This window comes from Streptomyces sp. NPDC007901, from assembly GCF_042959465.1.
Classification (GTDB): domain Bacteria; phylum Actinomycetota; class Actinomycetes; order Streptomycetales; family Streptomycetaceae; genus Streptomyces.
Map to the genome: position 1 here is coordinate 335,309 of NZ_JBIBKW010000004.1, position 18,555 is coordinate 353,863.

Annotated in this window: 18 protein-coding genes; 8 read left to right on the forward strand and 10 right to left on the reverse strand. The window is 69.5% G+C overall.

Annotated elements, in window-relative coordinates:
- The first annotated feature begins 255 nt into the window (after positions 1-255).
- From ACFZDK_RS16195 to ACFZDK_RS16210, 4 genes are all read left to right on the forward strand, one after another.
- Positions 256-1,830, forward strand: a complete 1,575-nt coding sequence (locus tag ACFZDK_RS16195; protein WP_390972972.1) for a cytochrome ubiquinol oxidase subunit I — start codon at positions 256-258, stop codon at positions 1,828-1,830.
- A 13-nt stretch (positions 1,831-1,843) separates the two neighbouring features.
- On the forward strand, positions 1,844-2,848 hold the full coding sequence (cydB, locus tag ACFZDK_RS16200) for a cytochrome d ubiquinol oxidase subunit II (RefSeq protein ID WP_390972974.1): 1,005 nt from the start codon (positions 1,844-1,846) through the stop codon (positions 2,846-2,848).
- Positions 2,849-3,049: 201 nt separating this feature from the next.
- Positions 3,050-3,535 (forward strand): hypothetical protein, encoded by a 486-nt coding sequence (locus ACFZDK_RS16205; RefSeq protein WP_390972975.1) that lies wholly within the window; start codon positions 3,050-3,052, stop codon positions 3,533-3,535.
- A gap of 180 nt (positions 3,536-3,715) precedes the next feature.
- Positions 3,716-6,082, forward strand: coding sequence for a SpoIIE family protein phosphatase (locus ACFZDK_RS16210; protein ID WP_390972977.1), 2,367 nt, complete (start codon positions 3,716-3,718; stop codon positions 6,080-6,082).
- An 8-nt stretch (positions 6,083-6,090) separates the two neighbouring features.
- Here the strand turns inward: ACFZDK_RS16210 and ACFZDK_RS16215 are convergent, their stop codons facing one another.
- The 9 genes from ACFZDK_RS16215 to ACFZDK_RS16255 all read right to left on the reverse strand — a co-directional run bounded on the left by ACFZDK_RS16215 (position 6,091) and on the right by ACFZDK_RS16255 (position 14,597).
- A complete protein-coding gene (locus ACFZDK_RS16215) occupies positions 6,091-6,591 on the reverse strand; it encodes a GNAT family N-acetyltransferase (protein WP_123969379.1) in 501 nt (166 codons plus the stop codon).
- Positions 6,592-6,598: 7 nt separating this feature from the next.
- On the reverse strand, positions 6,599-8,176 hold the full coding sequence (locus tag ACFZDK_RS16220) for a long-chain-fatty-acid--CoA ligase (RefSeq protein WP_390972979.1): 1,578 nt from the start codon (positions 8,174-8,176) through the stop codon (positions 6,599-6,601).
- 50 nt (positions 8,177-8,226) lie between these two features.
- Entirely contained in the window at positions 8,227-9,066 is an 840-nt protein-coding gene (gene hcaB / locus ACFZDK_RS16225) for a 3-(cis-5,6-dihydroxycyclohexa-1,3-dien-1-yl)propanoate dehydrogenase (protein ID WP_390972981.1), read from the reverse strand.
- A gap of 3 nt (positions 9,067-9,069) precedes the next feature.
- Positions 9,070-9,936, reverse strand: a complete 867-nt coding sequence (locus ACFZDK_RS16230) for an alpha/beta fold hydrolase (RefSeq protein ID WP_390972982.1) — start codon at positions 9,934-9,936, stop codon at positions 9,070-9,072.
- Between the two features lie 24 nt (positions 9,937-9,960).
- Positions 9,961-10,524 carry a 3-phenylpropionate/cinnamic acid dioxygenase subunit beta gene (locus ACFZDK_RS16235; RefSeq protein WP_390972983.1) on the reverse strand — a complete coding sequence of 188 codons (564 nt, stop codon included), beginning with the start codon at positions 10,522-10,524 and terminating at the stop codon, positions 9,961-9,963.
- Between the two features lie 95 nt (positions 10,525-10,619).
- Complete coding sequence (locus tag ACFZDK_RS16240) at positions 10,620-11,840, reverse strand: FAD-dependent oxidoreductase (RefSeq protein ID WP_390972985.1); 1,221 nt, start codon at positions 11,838-11,840, stop codon at positions 10,620-10,622.
- A complete protein-coding gene (locus tag ACFZDK_RS16245) occupies positions 11,837-12,184 on the reverse strand; it encodes a bifunctional 3-phenylpropionate/cinnamic acid dioxygenase ferredoxin subunit (protein ID WP_115910029.1) in 348 nt (115 codons plus the stop codon). The genes ACFZDK_RS16240 and ACFZDK_RS16245 overlap by 4 nt, the downstream gene beginning before the upstream one ends.
- Positions 12,181-13,566, reverse strand: coding sequence for an SRPBCC family protein (locus ACFZDK_RS16250; protein WP_390972987.1), 1,386 nt, complete (start codon positions 13,564-13,566; stop codon positions 12,181-12,183). The genes ACFZDK_RS16245 and ACFZDK_RS16250 overlap by 4 nt, the downstream gene beginning before the upstream one ends.
- On the reverse strand, positions 13,563-14,597 hold the full coding sequence (locus ACFZDK_RS16255; RefSeq protein WP_390972989.1) for a 2-keto-4-pentenoate hydratase: 1,035 nt from the start codon (positions 14,595-14,597) through the stop codon (positions 13,563-13,565). Before ACFZDK_RS16255 ends, ACFZDK_RS16250 begins: the two co-directional genes overlap by 4 nt.
- 187 nt (positions 14,598-14,784) lie before the next feature.
- On the opposite strand from ACFZDK_RS16255, the gene ACFZDK_RS16260 reads away from it, so the two are divergent.
- Positions 14,785-15,630, forward strand: coding sequence for an IclR family transcriptional regulator C-terminal domain-containing protein (locus ACFZDK_RS16260; protein ID WP_390972991.1), 846 nt, complete (start codon positions 14,785-14,787; stop codon positions 15,628-15,630).
- A 396-nt stretch (positions 15,631-16,026) separates the two neighbouring features.
- Here the strand turns inward: ACFZDK_RS16260 and ACFZDK_RS16265 are convergent, their stop codons facing one another.
- Positions 16,027-16,647, reverse strand: coding sequence for a TetR/AcrR family transcriptional regulator (locus ACFZDK_RS16265; RefSeq protein WP_123979897.1), 621 nt, complete (start codon positions 16,645-16,647; stop codon positions 16,027-16,029).
- A gap of 265 nt (positions 16,648-16,912) precedes the next feature.
- Between ACFZDK_RS16265 and ACFZDK_RS16270 the strand changes: the two genes are divergently transcribed.
- The 3 genes from ACFZDK_RS16270 (at position 16,913) to ACFZDK_RS16280 (ending at position 18,537) form a co-directional block, all read left to right on the forward strand.
- On the forward strand, positions 16,913-17,446 hold the full coding sequence (locus ACFZDK_RS16270; RefSeq protein ID WP_390973416.1) for a TetR/AcrR family transcriptional regulator C-terminal ligand-binding domain-containing protein: 534 nt from the start codon (positions 16,913-16,915) through the stop codon (positions 17,444-17,446).
- Between the two features lie 535 nt (positions 17,447-17,981).
- A complete protein-coding gene (locus ACFZDK_RS16275) occupies positions 17,982-18,269 on the forward strand; it encodes an IclR family transcriptional regulator C-terminal domain-containing protein (RefSeq protein ID WP_390972993.1) in 288 nt (95 codons plus the stop codon).
- Between the two features lie 4 nt (positions 18,270-18,273).
- Positions 18,274-18,537, forward strand: a complete 264-nt coding sequence (locus tag ACFZDK_RS16280) for an IclR family transcriptional regulator C-terminal domain-containing protein (protein ID WP_390973418.1) — start codon at positions 18,274-18,276, stop codon at positions 18,535-18,537.
- Positions 18,538-18,555: the final 18 nt, after the last annotated feature.

Consider the following 18,555-nt stretch of genomic DNA (forward strand, 5'->3'; position numbering starts at 1 on the left):
CCACCGAGGGTCTCGGACTTGCCCGTCGACCGGGCAGGTCCGCTTCGACTCTGCGACGGACTCGGTGCAAGCGCCTCCGAGGTCCTCCTGTGGCTCCTCGGAAGTTGGGCCCCCTCCCCGATCCCAAACAGCCGGTACGACATCACACCTTGTGAATGTGATCGCGTTCACAAGGTGTGACGGTTCCTCCTGAAATCGGTGGGATCAACGGAGCAATCCTCTGCTGCGACTACGGCAATGTAAGGAGAAGATGCAGTGGATCTGGCTTTGGCGCCGGAGACCTTGGCGCGATGGCAGTTCGGTATCACGACCGTCTACCACTATCTTTTCGTCCCTTTGACGATATCTCTGGCCGCCCTCACCGCCGGCCTGGAGACCGCCTGGGTGCGCACGGGTAAAGAAAAGTACTTCCATGCCACGAAGTTCTGGGGGAAGCTCTTCCTGATCAATATCGCGATCGGTGTCGCCACGGGCATCGTGCAGGAGTTCCAGTTCGGCATGAACTGGTCGGACTACTCAAAGTTCGTCGGCGACGTCTTCGGCGCTCCGCTCGCGATGGAGTCGCTGATCGCCTTCTTCTTCGAGTCCACCTTCATCGGCCTGTGGATCTTCGGCTGGGACAAGCTGCCCAAGAAGATCCACCTGGCCTGCATCTGGCTGGTGTCCACCGGCACGATCCTGTCCGCGTACTTCATCCTCGCGGCCAACTCCTGGATGCAGCACCCCGTCGGTTACCACATCGACAAGACCACGGGGGTGGCCCACCTCAACAGCATCTGGCAGGTCCTCTTCCAGGACACGGCGGTGTTCCAGTTCGCGCACACCCTCTCCTCCGCCTTCCTGACCGGCGGCGCCTTCATGATCGGCATCGCCAGCTACCACCTCCGGAAGATCAAGAAGAAGAAGGCCGCAGGGGAGGACGTCGATCGTAAGAAGACGGTCACCCTGCGCACCTCGCTGCGGCTCGGCCTTGTCGTCACCATGATCGCGGGCGTGCTGGTCGCCCTGTCCGGCGACTCCCTGGCCAAGGTGATGTTCAAGCAGCAGCCGATGAAGATGGCCGCGGCCGAGGCGCTGTGGGAGACCCAATGTCCGGCCCCGTTCTCGATCTTCTCGGTCGGCGATGTGACCAAGGGCCACAACTCCGTCGAGATAGAACTTCCCGGTCTGCTGTCCTTCCTGTCCGACCGCAACTTCAGCAGCTGTGTCCCCGGCATCAACGAGACCGCCACGGCCGAGGCCGAGAAGTACGGTGGTGCCCCCGAGGACTACGTCCCCAACCTCTTCATCACCTATTGGGGCTTCCGCCTGATGATCGGCATCGGGCTCAGCGCGGCCGTCGCCGCGGGTGCCGGATTCTGGCTGACACGGAAGAAGAAGTGGCTGCTGCCGGAGCATCAGGCCGCCGAGGACGACGTGCCCAAGCTGATGCTCACCAACAAGAGAGAGTTGGGGCCGACCATCACGCAGTGGGGCTGGCGCTTCGGCATGGCGTCGCTGATCTTCCCCTTCGTCGCCAACTCCATCGGCTGGGTCTTCACCGAGATGGGCCGTCAGCCCTGGGCTGCCTACGGTCTGTTCAAGACCGAAGACTCGGTCTCCCCCGGTGTCAGCCAGACCGAGATGGCGATCTCGCTCGGGGCCCTGACCCTGCTGTACGCCGTGCTGCTCTGGATCAACGTACGGCTGATGAAGAGGTACGCCGTCAAGGGCCCCGACACGGACGAGCAGCCGCCTGCCAAGGATCCGACGCTGCGCGGGCCTTGGGGAGACGACGCCGACGACGACTCCCACGACGACTCCGACAAGCCCTTGAACTTCGCGTACTGAGAGGAGATGCGCCATGGGCCTCAACGACTTCTGGTTCCTTCTGATCGCCGTCCTGTGGACCGGCTACTTCTTCCTGGAAGGGTTCGACTTCGGGGTCGGCATCCTGACCAGGTTGCTCGCGCGCGACCGGACTGAGCGCCGCGTACTGATCAACATCATCGGACCGGTGTGGGACGGCAACGAGGTCTGGCTGATCACCGCGGCCGGCGCAATGTTCGCCGCGTTCCCGGTCTGGTACGCGACGTTCTTCAGCAGTTTCTACCTGTTGCTGGTCCTCGCTCTGCTGCTGCTGATCGTGCGGGTGTTGGCCTTCGAATACCGGCACAAGCGGCCGGAAGAGAGCTGGCAGCGCAACTGGGAGCTGGTGCTGTTCGCCAGCTCGCTGCTGCTGCCGTTCCTGTGGGGAATGATGTTCGCCAACATGGTGCGGGGCGTGCCGATCAACTCCCAGCAGGATTTCGCCGGTTCGTTCGCTGACCTGCTGAACTGGCCTGCGTTGCTCGGTGGTCTCGCCTTCGTCGCGCTGCGCACCGTGCACGGAGCGGTGTTCACCGCGCTGAAGACGGTGGGCGACATCCGGGTACGGGCCCGTACGTTTGCCACCAAAGCCACCGTGGTCGCTCTGCTTCTGGGGGGCGCGCTGCTGATCTGGATCCAGGCGGAGCGCGGGACGGCGTGGACCGCGATGGCCCTTGCCGTGGCAGTCGTCGGGCTTCTTGGCACGCTCGCGATGAACGCCAAGGCGCGGGAAGGGTGGGCGTTCAGCTTCACCGGGGTCGCCATCGCGTCCGTGGTGGCGGCGATCTTCCTGGCCCTGGCGCCGGACCTCATGTCCTCCTCGCTCAACGACGCGTGGAACCTGACGATCGACAACTCGGCCTCGGGTCCGTACACACTGAAGGTGATGACGTGGGTCGCGGTCATCATGATGCCGCTGGTGCTGCTCTACCAGGGGTGGACCTACTGGGTGTTCCGCAAGCGGATCGGTCCCCAACACATTCCCGCCGACGCCCACTGAGCCCACATCCGAGAATGCCGCACGCATAGTCCGTTGCCGCAGGTCAGGCCGTCTTGACTGGCTATAGAGCCCCTTGATGACCGAGTTGGCCGAACTGGCTCACCAGCTGTCTTCGACTTCGGCCGGGAGAAGCTGTCCGAGGAGGGGCACACGGCGCCGGACCGGTCGCGCTCCGAGCGGCTGTGGGGACATCCGGGGCTGGTGCCGGTCTCCCAGCTCGGCCGCAGGCAGGGCACTCCGCGGCCGGCCTATCGCGGGGCGGACACCGACGCCACCCTCTCCGACCAGCTGGAGCTGGAGCACGCCGGCCACCCCGGCACCGTCGACCCCGGCCACGCGCTGGTGCGCTACACCATTCCCAGCGACGGCAGGGACGTCTTGCCGACCATCCGCGCCCAGTTCCACCGCATCCGCACCGGCGCGGAGACCACCCCGCGCCTGGAAACGGGGTCGTCCGTGTCCCAGGTCTTCGAAGGCTCGGGAGAGGTGACCGTGGGCGACTTCTCCTGGTCCGTCACCCGTGGCGACCTCTTCGTCGTCCCGTCATGGACACGGCTGTCGATCCGGTCACAGGCGTCGCCCTCGGACTCCGACTCCGGAGCGCTGGACCTGTTCCAGTTCAGCGATGCTCCGATCCTCTCCAAGCTCAACCTGTTCCGCGCCCACACCGAGGAGAGTCACGCGTGAAGCTCGCAACCATCCGTCTCGACGGCCGCACAGCCGCCGTCCGGGTCGAGGACGACTCGCTCGTCGATCACGGACTGCCGCGTGGCCGCTCGACTTGATACCTGCCACCCTCAGGGGGATCGTGAACATGGTCAGCAAGTCCGGCAACAAGGCAACTTAGGCGACACTTAGGGCACGACAATGACGTCCGACGAGCCGCCCGGCCGACTCCCTCCGGCGTCGACAGGGGCCTTCCTCGGCACGGCTGCGGCCATCGCGGTCACGGACCCGGACGGCCTGGTGACCCATTGGAGCAGCGGCGCCCAGACGCTGTGGGGCCATGCCCCCGAGGAGGTCATCGGCAAGCCTCTAACCGATCTGTTCACCGCTGACTGGGCAGTGCTGAGACACCGGGACGGCAGGCTGTCGGATGCTCAGGTGCGCCTCTATCCGCTGCCGTCCGACAAGCGGCCGACCGGGTGCCTGGTGATCGTCGTACCCAGGACGGACTCCCCGGACGAGTGCTCACTCATGCGATGGATGTTCGAGGAGCAGCCCCTCGCCCTTTCGATCTATGACCGCGAGGGACGCATACTGTTCGGCAACGAGGTGATACAGCAGGCGGCGGGCCTCTCCGAGCACGACTACCGCGGCCGGTTCGTGGCCGAGATCCTTCAGGGCCCCGTATTCGAGGAAGTCGAGCAGCGGATCCGCCGGGTTCTTCAGACCGGGAAGCCCGAATTCACCGAGCCTTTCGTGAGGCTTCCGGGCGAGCCGAAGGCGCACGCCTGGGCTCTCGACATCTTCCCGCTCACGGACGAAGCCGGCCAGGTGCATGGGGCGGGTCTGTCGGCGTACGACTACTCCCAGCAGTACGAGTCCCGGGAGCGGCTGGCCCTCGTGAGTGAGGCCCGGACCCGCATCGGCGCCGGCCTGGACGTGGTGGGCACCGCACGCGAGCTCACCGAGGTCGCCGTACCCCGCTTCGCCGACCTCGTCAGCGTGGACCTGCTCGACCCCGTCTTCCAGGGCGATGTGCCCCCACCTGTCCTGTCCGGTCCCGTCCCGCTGCGCCGGGCGGCATACAGGGTGGCGTCCGCGACGTCCGGAGAGCATCCGGCCCCGGACGAGATCAGTAACCATGTTGCTTCTTCGCCGATCGCCCGGTGTCTGGCCAGCGGCCGGGCGGAACGGCACCACGTCGACGACTCCCAGGTCGTCCGCTGGTTCGCCGCCGACCCTGTCCAGGCGGCGCAGGCCCGCGCGTGCGGATTGCGTTCGCTGATCGCCGTACCCATCCGCGCCCGTGGCACCACCCTCGGAGCAGCCATGTTCGTCAGATGCTCGTCTCGCGAGCCGTTCGGCCCTGACGATCTGGCCGTCACCGAGGACCTGGTCGCGCGGGCCGCGGTCTGCCTGGACAACGCCCGCCGGTTCACCCGCGAACGCGGCATCTCGCTGGCGCTGCAACGCAACCTGCTGCCGCACGGCCCGACCACGCATCCTGCCGTGGAGACGGCTTCCCGTTATCTTCCTGCGGGCGGCGGCGCGCAGGCGGGCGGCGACTGGTACGACGTGATCCCGCTGCCCGGCGCCCGCGTCGGCCTGGTCGTCGGCGATGTCGTCGGCCACGGCATCAACGCCTCAGCCACCATGGGCCGCCTGCGTACGGCGGTGCGCACCCTCGCCGACATCGACCTCCCGCCCGATGAGCTCCTCACCCACCTCGACGACATCGTCACCCACACCGAGGACGACACCGTCGCCACCGGTGAGATCCCCGGCGCCATCGGAGCCGGTTGCCTGTACGCGGTCTACGACCCCCTCTCCGGCATCTGCTCCCTTGCCCGGGCCGGCCATCCCCCGCCGATTCTGGTCCACCCGGACGGCACCAGCACGGTCGTCGACCTGCCCGCCGGCCCGCCTCTGGGGCTGGGCAGCCTGCCCTTCGAGGCGGCCGAGGTCACCGTGCCCGAAGGAAGTCTGCTCGCCCTGTTCACCGACGGCCTCCTCTCGGCCGGCGATCGCGACATCGACGAGGGACTCGACGCCCTGCGCCACACTCTGGCCCGGCCCGCGTCCTCGCTCGCAGCGCTGTGCGACACCGTCCTGGGCACCCTGAGCCCCGAAGCGCGCACCGACGACATCGCCCTGCTCCTGGTCCGCACCCGTCTCTTCGGCGAGGACCGCGTCGCCTCCTGGGACGTTCCCGTCGATCCCGCGGTCGTCGCCGAGACCCGCCGCCGCGCCTGTGACCGGTTGGTCGCATGGGGCCTGGAGGAAACCGCGTTCGTCACGGAACTGGTCATCAGCGAGCTGGTGACGAACGCCATCCGGTACGCCAGCGGCCCGATCCGCCTGAGGCTGATCAAGGACGAGGCACTGATCTGCGAAGTCTCCGACGGCAGCAGCACCAGTCCGCACCTCCGCCGGGCCCGGGTGTTCGACGAGGGCGGCCGCGGCCTGTTCATGGTCGCCGAGCTCACCCGAAGATGGGGTACGCGCTACACCCGCACCGGCAAGACCATCTGGGCCGAGCTTGCTCCTCTCCACCTCTCCACGCGGTGAGGCGGTGGTCAGTGGGGCATGTCGTCGAGGGCGGTGGACATGTCGGCGAGGTCCGGCGGTTCGGCGGCGAACAGGACCACGCTGGCGTCGGGCAGGTCGGCCTCGGTGACCCGGAGGAGTCCGCCCGCCTCAAGGGCGGCCTGGGTGACGGTGTCGCTCTCGTCCGGTGCGGCGACGATGCGGCGGCAGCGGGGGTCGGCCAGGAAGAGTGCGGGGACGAGGGCGCACAGCAGTTTCGCGGCAAGCGCCGGGCCGGACGGCCCGTGGTCGGGGAGGACCAGGCCCAGGGCAAGGTCGTGGGTGCCGTACGGATAGCAGCTGTGCAGCGGGTGGTGCGCGACGCGGTGGACGCGCAGGAGCAGCGTCGGACCGCCCTGGGCCTCGGTGACGGCGTACGTGCGCGCCGTCTGCGGAGTTACCGTGGCGGGCTCGTCGAGCTGGCGCAGCGTCCAGTCGGTACCCAGGACGGGTTCGGGCGGTGCCGGTACGACGGCGGTGTGGATGCTCATGGCCGGCTCACGGTGTCTCGGCGGACCGCTGGGTCTCGACCCAGCTCCGCAGTGCGGACTTGACCAGCTTGCCGCTGCCGTTGCGGGGCAGCTGTTCGGCGATCAGCACCTGGGTGGGCAGCTTGTAGCGGGCCAGGTGCCCGCCGGTGAAGGCGCGCACCTCCTCCAGTGTGGGCGTGGTCCCGGGCTCGCAGGTCAGCACAGCGAGCACGGTCTCGCCCCACTTCGGATGCGGGACGCCGATGACGGCCGCCTCCACGACACCCGGGTACGCGGCGAGAACGCGCTCGACCTCGGCCGGGTACACGTTCTCCCCGCCGCTGATGATCATGTCCTTGAGGCGGTCGACGATGTAGTAGAAGCCGTCCTTGTCCCGATGCGCGATGTCGCCGCTGTGGAACCAGCCCGCGTCGTCGAAGGCGGCACGGGTGGCCTCGGGGTTGTTCCAGTAGCCGGGTGTGACGTTCGGGCCGCGCACGCAGATCTCCCCGCGCGTGTCCGCGTCCCGCACGCCGACCCCGGTGACCGGGTCGACGATGCGGATCTGCGTGTACGGCATGGGTGCGCCGGCCGATCCGGCCTTCTCCGCCGTGAGCCCGGCCGGGAGGTAGCTGGCGAAGGGCGCGGTCTCGGTCAGCCCCCACGCCTGCTGGAGCAGGATGCCACGTTCTTCGTAGTTCCTGATCAGCTGGGTCGGGACGGGGGCGCCCGCGACGATCGCGGATCGCAGGGCGGAGAGGTCGGCCGCGGCGAAGCCGGGCGCGCGGGTCAGGGCGCTGTACATCGCGGGGACCGCGAACAGGGTCGTCACGCGGTGCTGGGCGAGGTCCTCCAGGCACTGGGCGGGGTCGAAGCCGCGGCGCACGACGACGGTGCCGCCGCGCACGAGGGTGCGCAGGGTGAGGGCGTTGAGGCCGCCGATGTGGAAGAGCGGGGCGACGGCGAGGTTCACGTCGTCCGGGCGGGTGTCCACGACACTTTCGACGTTGACCGCGTTCCACCAGAGGTTGCCGTGGGTGAGCATGACACCCTTGGGCCGGCCGGTCGTGCCGGACGTGTACATGAGCGCCGCCAGGTCGTCGTCGTACAGCGCCACCGGCTCCGTGCCACGTCGGTCGGCTCCGAGCAGCTCCGAGAGCGGTGTCCAGACGGCGGCGGGCGCCGTCGCCGCGGGGCACCGCGGATCCGTGTCGACCAGCACGTGGATGCGGGCGGGTATGTCGCTCATCACCGACTCGACGAGTGCGCGATGGCCCTCCTCGACGACCAGGGTGTGCGCACCGCTGTCGCTGAGGATGTGGCGCACCTCCTCGGCCGCGAGCCGGAAGTTGACCGGCACGAAGACCGCCCCGAGGTGGGCCGCGGCCAGCAGCGTCTCGAAGAAGGTCACGCTGTTGAGGCCGAGGTAGGCGACCCGGTCGCCGCGCCGCAGTCCACGTACGGCCAGCCCGGCAGCCAACTCGGCCGTCCTGCGGCTGAGTTGGGCGGCAGAGATCTCATGGCCCTCGTAGACGAGTGCGCAGGCGGTGGGGTACTGGGCTCTGCGGTGCAGTGCCGCGGCGGGGCTGATGTCGACGGCGGCCATGCGGCGGCTCCTTCGATGGCTGTCGTGCGGAAGTGAGAAGGAGAGACGGTTCAGAGGCCGGCGCCACCGGCCGGGGAACGGAATCCGCGGACGGCGATGCCGCCGTCGGCGGGGATCACGGCGCCGGTGACGGTGCCGCTGTTGGCGCGGGAGGCCAGCAGGACGTACGGGCCGGTGAAGTCCTCCGGCTCGACGCTGGAGTCGTACAGCGGGATGAGCGGTTGCTGTTCCTGTCCGGACGCCTCGTTCTTGGCGAAGGAGGCTTCGAGCGTGCGGTCCTGAAGGCCCAGGCTCTGCGGGCCGCGCAGCTTGGTGCGCATGCCGCCGACGGCGACGCCGTTGACGCGGACCCGCGGCGCCAGTTCGTAGGCGAACTGGCGGAGCAGGCCGAGGCAGGCGTGCTTGCTGGCGGTGTACAGGGGGCCGCCACCGTCGGTGTGGAAGGAGGCGTTGGACAGGGTCATCACGATGCTGCCGCGCGTGGCGACGAGTTCCCGCCAGGCCGCCTCGACGGCGAGGACGTAGCCCTTGACGTTGATGCCGAAGATTTCGTCGAACGCCTCGGACAGCTCCTTGCCGTCGAGCTTGGTGACGCTGCGGTGGTAGTCCCAGATCCCGGCGTTGGGGACGAGGATGTCCAGCTTGCCGAACCTCTTGACGGTCGCGTCCACCGCCCGGTGCAGATCGTCCGGGGAGCGTACGTCGCCGGTGAGAGGCAGCACCCGGTCGGAGAGGTCGCCCGCCGCGGCGACGACCTCCTCCAACTGCGCGGTCCCACGGCCGAGGACGGCGACGCTCGCGCCTTCGGCGAGGTAGCGCAGGGCGACGGCGCGACCGATGCCGGAGCCCCCGCCGGTGATCAGGGCGACCTCGCCCTCCAGCCAACCCATGATTCAGTGCTCCCCGAGGAAGTCGGTGACCAGGCGCTCGAACTCGGCCTGCCGCTCCAGCTGGACCCAGTGGCCGCAGCCGCCGAAGACGTGCAGCTGGACGTCGCGGATCTGCTTGAGCATGAGCTGGGCGCCGTCGAGGGTGATGGTGCGGTCGTCGCGGCCCCACAGCAGGAGGGTGGGCGCCTTGATCTTGTGAACGCGCTGCCACAGCGGGTCCATGCCGTGCCGCTTGGCGAAAGCGGCGTTGTAGGCGTGGTAGAAGGCGATGTGGGACTCGTCGAGGGACGCCTCGTAGCGGGCCTGCGCGGTGTCGGCCCAGCGCCCCGGCTCGGCGGTCATCACGCCGATGAAGTCCCGCATCTTCTTCAGGGTGGGGCCCTCGCCGTTGTAGTAGCGGAACATGGCCTTCTGGCCCTCGGTCGGGGTCGGTCCGAAGGGCAGCCAGCCTCCTCCCGGCGCCATCAGAACCAACCTCTCGACTCGGTCGGGGACTTCGAGTGCGGTGGCGATGGCGGCGGCCCCACCGAGGCTGTTGCCGAGCAGGTGGAAGCGGTCGATGCCGAGGGCGTCCAGGGTCTGCAGCAGGGCGTCAACGGTGATCTCGGTGATGCTGCGGGCGTCGAGGTCGGCTTCGGTGGGGCGGTAACTGCCGCCGAAACCGGGCTGGTCGGGCAGGATCACGCGGAAGTGCTCGGTGAGCGCGAGGAGGTTGTGGCGGTAGTTGGCCACCGCGCTCGCGCCGGGGCCGCCGCCGTGCAGCATCACCAGCACCGGGCCCTCGCCGGCCTCGCTGACCGCGATAGGGCCGAGCGTGGTCTGCACGGTGTGCTCGACGAGCTTCACCTCTGTGGTCTGTCCAGTGGTCACGAGCGGGCTCCGGTTCACAAGGGCTTACAGGAAGGTGCTGATGTTCTTGGCGAGCAGGACGTTCTGGTCGATCAGGATGGTGCGGCGCGCGATCAGCAGCCGTCCGTCGTCCGGGTTCCGGCGCAGCTGGTCGGTGCGGCCGCCGGCGTAAAGGTCGACCTCACGTTCCAGGCGGTTGCGGTAGCAGAGGAACGACGACTCGGCGACGTACTCGCCGGGCTCGTCGGCCGGCCGGACCAGGATGTTGGTGACCAGATGCCGGGTCCGCGACGGCGGGTCCTCGGCCCAGGCCATGCCCGAGTCGAACCGGCGGATGCGCCAGGCCAGGCTCGCCTTGGTCTCGTCGAAGATGGCGACCTCGCCGGGCGAGCCGTCGGCCAGGGCCTGCTGGCGCCGCAGGCGGTTGGTGCGTACGGGCGCCCAGTAGCGCAGGTCGTCGGTGAACAGCTCCAGCCAGTCGGCGTAGCGGTGCTGGTCGAGCAGCTGTGCCTCGACGGCGTACAAGCGCTGTACCTCGAAGTGGAGCCGCATGTCCTCGTCGACGGCGGGTGCGGTCGTCCGGGGGGTCTCCGGGGGGTGGATGCTCATCGGGGGTCCTCCTGCGGGCCGCGCCGGGTGGTGCCATTCCAGCGCGGAGGGGGCGGTTCGGGGAGCGCATGTGCCACAAGGCGGCACGTGGCGGTTCAGCGCTTCAGCAGCGTGCGCAGATCCGCACTCTCGTCGGACAGGAGGGCCGCGTCGACAGCGACACCGCGATCGATGATCCGCCGGGCGGCCATGATGTCGCGTGGTCGGTCGATGGCGGCCGCGGCCACCAGCCGGTCGCCCAGCAGCCCGAAGACGGTGAAGGCGCCGTCGCCCGGAGCCCCGCGCAGCACGGTGCGCTCGGCGTCTGCCATGGTGCCGACCGCCTCCAGCCGGGAGCCGTGCCGGTCGGACCAGAACCAGGAAGCGCCGAAGGACGGCAGGGGGCGGCCGAGGATGCCGTGGGCGGCGGCCTCGCCGTCGCGCTGGGCGGCCTCCCAGTGCTCATGACGGACCTTGTGCCCTTCGGGGCGGGCGACGTCGCCGACGGCGAGGACATTGGGGTGGGAGGTGCGCTGACCGGGGTGGACGACCACACCGTTGTCGACGTTCAGCCCCGCGGCCTCGGCCAGTTCCGTGGCCGGACGCATGCCGATGCCGACCACCACGGTGTCGGCGAGCACGGGTGCCCCGTAGCCGGTGAGGTGCAGCAGGACTCCAAGGTTGCCTGGACGGCGCTCGATGCATTCGACGCCGGCGGTCAGGACGCCGATGCCTTCGGCGGAGTGCCTCCGATGCAGTGCGTTCGCGATGTCGTCCCCGACCGCTGCGGTCAGTGGCACCGGTAGCGGGTCGATGAGGGTGACGCGGCAGCCCAGGGCGTGGGCGACGGCCGCGGTCTCCGCGCCGATCAGCCCGGCACCGATCACCGCCACCCGGGCGCCGGGCAGCAGGCGCTCCCGCAGGCGTTCGGCATCCCCCCAGGTGCGCAGCAGGTGTACGGCCGGGTCGTCACCGCCCGGCACCGGCAGGGGGCGCGCGGTGCCGCCGGTGGCCAGCACGATCCGGTCGGCTGCGGCAAGCTCGCCGTCGGCCAGCTCAAGTCCGCCCTCGTGCGGGCGGATCGCCCGGACCGGGGCGCCGTCGCGGAGTTCGATGCCCTGCTCGTCGTACCACTGCTCGGGCCGCAGCAGGATGTTCTCGCGGCGGGACTTGCCGAGCAGGACGTCCTTGCTGAGTGGCGGGCGGTCGTAGGGCAGCCCGCGCTCGGCGGAGTACAGCACGAGCTCGCCGTCGTAGCCCTGGGCGCGCAGCGCGTCGCAGGTCGAGACGGCGGCCAGGCCCGCGCCGACGACGGCGATGCGCCGTGGCCCGCTCATGCGTCGGCCTCCTCGCCGGGGTGCAGCCAGACCTCACCCTCGCGCACCTCGACCCGGTGGGTGCGCTGGGCGAGGGTGGCGGGCATGCACTGCGGTTCGCCGGACTTGAGGCAGAAGCGGGCGCTGTGCAGCGGGCACTCGACCTCGCCGTTCTCGATCCAGCCGTCGGCGAGCGATGCCTGGCCGTGGGTGCAGGTGTCGTCGAGGGCGTAGTAGGCGCCGCCCTCGTGGAAGACGGCGATGGCGTCGGTGTGGCCGGTGGTCCCGGCGGGCACCTTCAGCGCCTCGCCCTCCTCGATGTCGCCGACGGCGGCGACCCGGATGCCGGTGCCGGTGGTGCTCATGGGGTGTCCTCGGGGTTCTTCTCGGTGTTCTTCTCGGCGTTCTTCTCGTGCCAGGCGGGCGTGTTCATCAGGTCGCGCCAGCGGGTGTAGAAGCCGCGGGCGGCGCCGTCGCTGTAGAGGCGGCCGGTGGTGCCGGGATGGACGCCGTCCTCGGACTGAAGCCCCAGCCCCATCTGGTAGTTGAGCGTCATGGAGCCGGCCACGAAGCCGTGCGCGGTGGCCTGCACCTCGCTCCAGTTCTCGCCGTCGTCCTGCTCGAAGATGCCGCTCGGCCCGAACGTGCGCAGGTTGTAGATGCGTTGGGCGTCCTTGACCTCGTCCGGCATGGACTTGTCGACGATGGTCCAGGCCCAGACCTCCATCTTGTCCGGGCCCTTGGGGTGCCACACACGGATGGAGCCGTTGACCGGCAGGTAGGAGAAGTTCGGGAAGACGGTGCCGTGCCCGGTGGTCATCGGTCCCTCGACCCGGGCGTCACCGAGCCGTTCGCGCAGCGCCTCGTAGTCGGTCCACTCGTGTACGACACGGTCGTCGAAACGGCTCTTGGGGTGGGTCGGAAAGCCGTGCCCGTGCCCCAGCGAGTCGGTGTACTGCCGGCCCGGCGTCTGCACGATGTCCGTCTTGGGGCCCTTGCCGGTGGGCGACATGACCATCAGCGCGGAGGCGTGCGAGATGTTGACGTGGTACCAGTCGGAGGCGAACTGCTCGGCGGCGAGCTTCCAGTTGCCCTCCAGCACCCACTTGTGCACCCCGCCGACGGCCTCGGTGCCCTCCGGGTCGTGGTCGAGCATCGCGTCCAGGTACCAGGCCAGTCCGCCGAGCGCCTCCGCCAGGGGCGGGGCCTCGGGGTTCCAGGTCGCGAAGACGAGTCCCTTGTACGTGTCGAGTTGCGCGACCTCGATCAGTCCCCACTGGTCCTGCTCGAAGTGGGCGGGGTAGTCCCCTCCGTTGGGGACGTTGATCAGCTTCCCGGAGGTGTCGTAGGACCAGCCGTGGTAGCTGCACGTGAACGCCTTCGTCGCCCCCGCGTCGGCGCGGCACACCCGCATGCCGCGGTGGCGGCAGGCGTTCAGGAAGGCACGCAGTTTCCGGTCCTTGCCCATGGTGACGATGACCGGGTCCTCGCCCATGTAGGTGGTGAAGAAGTCACCGGGCTTCGTGAACTGGCTCTCGTGCGCGAGGAACAGCCAGCTGGGCGCGAAAACGCGGCGCAGCTCCTGCCGGTAGACGGCCTGGTCGCTGAAGATCGTGCGGTCGACCAGACCGTGGTCGAGGTCGAAGTAAGGGCTGACGTCGACGGCCGGCTCGGGTACGCGAGCCAGGCGGTCCTCCCCCACCCTTCGGGCGGGAGGTGCCCCCAGCCGGGCGGGCGTGGTTGTCATCGCTGGGCCTCCTCGGGCCGGATCGGGCGCGCGCTGCGCCGCCCTCGTGGGCTGGTGGTTCGACGTGCGTTCATGTGCACACCCGAAGAGTCGGAGCGCTTCGGTTCACGCGGTGGCATGGCGGCTCCCCCGCTTCCTTGCTGGTCGTTCATCGGACGGTGACGGTCAGTCCGGGCAGGCGGCCGGTGCCGGACCGCACGGCGAGCCGAGAGCCCGGTGTCAGTGGGACGCCGGCGTGCACAGACCCGGTAAAGCAGCAGCTCGCCCGGGTGGAGAGCGCTGCCGTGCGCGTGGAGCGTCCGGGCCGGCCAGGCCACGGCCCGAAGCGGATCGCCGAGGACTTCGGCCCCCAGGCCAAACGCGACGCGCTCCCCGTCTGCGTACAGCCCGACACACTCGTCTGGGAGCCCCGTGAGCAGGTCGTCCGTGGCGTCGACGGGACGGCCGACGGCGACGCGCGCCGAGGAGGCGTTGTCGGCGACGGTGTCGGCCTGGGAGACGCGCCGGTCGGCGATGCGGCTGTCGATGATCTCCACGGCCAGCGACGGCTGGGAGACGGCCGCCCGGACCTCCGCGCCCGCACGCGGGGTCCGGACAGCCGCCGGCCGAGGACCAGACCGACCTCTGCCTCGGCCCGCGGGGTGATGATCTCCCGCGTGTCGATGGTGCCGCCGTCCGGGATCACCCAGCGACTGGAACAGGGTCCCGAAGCTCGCTTCGGGCAGGCCGAGTTGCTCGCGCACCGGCGAGGACGTGCGGCCCACCTCGCGTCCGGCGAGGTGCTCACCCGCCGCGAGACGGATCCGTACGTCGGCCTCCTGCACGGCGTAGGCGCCGGCCAGGTCCAGGTCCAGGTCCTCGTACTCCTCGGTGAGTGGTGCGACGGGAATCCTCCCCCAGCCTTCGGCCGGGAGGTGCCCCCAGGCCTCGGCACGCCGCAGCACCGCCGCCGGCTCCTCGACGAGCTGTGCGTCGGGGGTAGCCGGGGCGGCGAGGACGGTGGTCGTGGCCACTGGGGCGTGTCGCTGCATGGCCACAGCAGACGCTGCTCCCGGCCGCCGTGCCCAGCCACCGTGCCGGGATACGGCACGGGGTGACGATCGGACCCGTCACACAGAGGCAAGCGGGGTCCCCGGCGTTTACAACGATGAAACGATCGATTAAGCTGGACGCGCGTCCATTTTAATGGCCACCCTGGAATCCCCATCGGAGCCCGCCATGCAACTCCCCTCCTCGCCTTCCGCGCAGCCCTCAGCCACGGCGACCGGCGAGCCCGACCAGCAGACCGCGGTCGACAAGGCGCTCTTCCTCCTGAAGTCCCTCGCCGATCTGGACGGGGAAATCGGCGTGAGCGAGCTGGCCCGGCGGACACGGCTGACCAAGTCGACCACCTTCCGGCTGCTGGGCATCCTCCACCGCAACGACCTCGTGGAACGTGTCGGCAGCAACTACCGGCTGGGATCCCAGCTCTACGACATCGGCGTACGGGTCTACGGCCCCAATCCCCCGCTCCTGCAGGAATGCCTGATGCCGCATCTGGCGGACCTGTACGAGATGACCCACGAGACCGTGCACCTGGCCGTACTGCACGACACCGACATCGTGTACGTCAACAAGATCCAGGGCCACCGAGCGACCCGCTCCCCCTCCCGGATCGGCGCCCGCCTGCCCGCCTACTGCACCGGCGTCGGCAAGGCCCTCCTCGCCTTCGACCACGACGCCATCGAGGCCGCGATCGCCGGCGGACTCGCGGCACGCACTGAGTACACCTGCTCCGATCCCGACGGTTTCCGGTCCGAGCTGCGCCGCATCCGCCGGGAGGGCGTCGCCTACGACCGCCAGGAAGCTGTTCCCGGCCTCACCTGCGTCGCCGTACCGATCATGGGCTCGGCCGGGCGACCCGTGGCCGCCTTCTCCGTCGCGAGCGCCGACCGCCGCTTCGAGCCCGCCCGGTTCGCGCCGGCTCTGCGACGCGTGGCCTACGAAGCGGCACGCGCGGTCAACGCGGCCACAGCAAGCCGGCAGGCGGCCCCCTCGCGGCTCGACAATCTATCTGCGGCTTGACCCTGGCACGAGAGCCCACAGGCCACCCAGCTGGACGGCGACCCCGGTGTGCGGCACCGAGGTCGCCTCACGGACGGGCCGGGCCCAGCGGAGTGGCCTGATCCCGTCCAAGTTCACCGCTGTCCTTGCCAGGAGTGGTCAGCGGTGATGTCGCCCCCGACGTCCACCGGCGGCTGACGCCAGCATTCCGGGTCGGCGCCTGCCGCGGCGAGAACACGTGCCGGAAGACGGCACAGCGCATCCTGATCAGCGCCGGACGCCGCCCCGCCCCGTTACCGGTAACGGCCCGTCAGGGCTGGGAGCGCGTGCGGGACGGCTAGGGCTCAGTAAGTCGAACTCACGCACGGAGCACGACGTCTAAGGGCGATCAGGCAGTCATCCTGCAGAGGGGAGCGGTCAGCCTGATCCGGCGTCTCCGACTGCGCGCAGCCCATGAAGGAACAGGTCGAGGAACCGGTCACGGACTGCGTGCGTGTTCATGCCGCGGAGGCGGGCGATGTGCGTGCTGAACCCGCCGATCGACGTCGCGAAGGTCTCCGCGGCCACGGAGCTGTCGATGTCGCTGCGGAGTTCGCCGCGCACCTGGGCGTCGCGGAGGACGTCCTCGATGACGGCCAGCGGCTGGTCGATGCAGTCGCGCTGGAACGTCGCGTAGAGCTCGGGGTGGTCGGGGAATTCGAAGCTGCAGCGAGCTCCGATCAGCCAGCGGGGGCTGTCGAGATGCTCGGCCATGGCGTCGTAGAGAAGCCGTATGTCCTCTTCGAGGCTGCCCGTGCACGGCGGGTCGAGCCGCACGGACAAGGTGGCCAGGCCGGCCAGGATCAGATCGTCGCGCTCGGGCCAGCGCGAGTAGAGGGTTCGTTTGGCGACCTTGGCACGCGCGGCGACGGAGTTGATACGGAAGCCGGCGATGCCGACCTCGGCGAGTTCGTCCACGACCGCCTGGAGTATGCGCTCATCCGCGCCCGGGTCGCGGGGCCGTCCGGGCTTCGCCGCGGCCGGTGACGTGCTTGCCATGCATGTCCCTTCCAGGTCTGCTCGCGGTCCAGTTTCTCAGGTGGCCCAGATCGATCGTCAGTGCCGGACTTCGCCCGTGTCCCTTTTCACTACCGAAACGGTTTCGTATTCATACTTCCTCTGGATAGATTTTCTTCGCACGGAACGGTTCCGTTCGAGGGAGTCGCTGATGTTGACGGAGGCCGAGCGCAAGACGTCAGCGGCGTCGGCGCGGCCGGACCGCGCGAGGCCGCGTAGCCGGATAACGCCCGAGCGCGAGGCAGAGATGTACGAGGCCGTGCTCGATGTGCTGCGGGAATCCGGTTACGAGGCTTTGACCATGGACGCCGTGGCCGCCCGGGCCCAGTGCAGCAAGTCCACCCTTTACCGCCAGTGGACGGGCAAGCCGGAGCTGATCGCTATGGCGCTACGCCATCAAAAGCCCGCCACCCTTGCCGGTGTCGACACCGGATCCCTGCGGGGTGACTTCCGGGCGATGGTGGCGCAACTGGACGACCGGCAGATGCTGAAGAACGCCTCGCTCATGCGGGGCCTCGTCCAGGCCGTGCACACCCATCCCGATCTGTTCCAGGCGCTGCGTGACCTGCTCGTTCACCCGGAGCTGACGGGACTCGACAAGGTGCTCGTCCGGGCGGTCGAGCGGGGTGAGATCAGCGCGGCCTCGCCGACCCTGACCTACGTGCCGCACATGCTGCTCGGTGCCCTGATCGCCCGTCAGTTGATCGAGGACAAGTCGGCCGACCGAGCCTTCGTGAGCCATTACATCGACGCCGTTGTCCTCCCCGCCCTCGGCGCCTGAACCGCCGCACAACGGCGTACGGCACAACAAGCGTCGTGCGGTGCCACAGCGCCCCTCTCGCCCCACCTGACGTGCGCCACTCTCGTACGGTGGGCGCTTCTGACCGTCGTCGCCGTAATGCACTATCGCGATGCGGCCGATACCGGTTCGTATTCGGGACACCGCCGGCACAGTCGACTGAAGCGAGTCTGAGCCTGTCGGCGGTCAGGCATGCCGAGTGCGACAGCAATCTGCTCCAACGTCTGCCCATGAGCACGGGCCTGATCAATGAGCCCGGGTGGCTGCGACGTGGAGCATCGGCCCGGATGACTCGCGATCTCCCTCCACCTGGCGTTGTGCCAGGCGGCGGGCCGCCCGGATCGCGACATCGTCACTGCCCGGATCGTATCGGCGCGCGCCCGCCCGCTCTGTAGGTGTTTGCACTCCTCAGGCTTGGCGCCGCGCCGCCAACATCGGATCGTCCCCCACCGACAGGCAAGCGCCCTCGACACTCAGCCGAGACCTCTTCGCCCCGAGGCCGTTCCGTGCGACGCCGGTGCTGCTCCGCGAGCAGCTGCTGCCGCATCTCGCGGACCTGTACGAGCTGACGCACGAGACCGTGCACCTGGCGGTCCTGCGTGGCACCGACATCGTGTACGTCAACAAGATCCAGGGCCACCGGGCGACCCGCTCCCCCTCCCGGATCGGCGCCCGCCTGCCCGCCTACGGCACCGGCGTCGGCAAGGCCCTGCTCGCCTTCGACCTCGACGCGGCCGAGGCTGCCCTCGGCCGGCCTCCCGGCCCGCACCCAGTACACCCTCGCCGACCCGCGACGGTTCCGTGAGGAGCTGCGGCGCATCCGCCAGGACGGCATCGCTTACGACCGGCAGGAAGCCGCCCCCGGTCTGACCTGCGTCGCAGTGCCGATCATGGGTGCCACCGGACGTCCGGTGGCGGCGCTCTCGGTCGCCGGCGCCCACCACCGCTTCGAGCCGTCCCGATACGCCCCGGCCCTGCGCCGCGTGGCCTTCGAGGCGGCACGCGCCCTCACCGCGGCGAAGGGACGCCAAGCGGCAGCGCCGTACGACGTGAGCAGGCCGTCGGCGGCCTGAGCGGACCGCCGGCGCCCC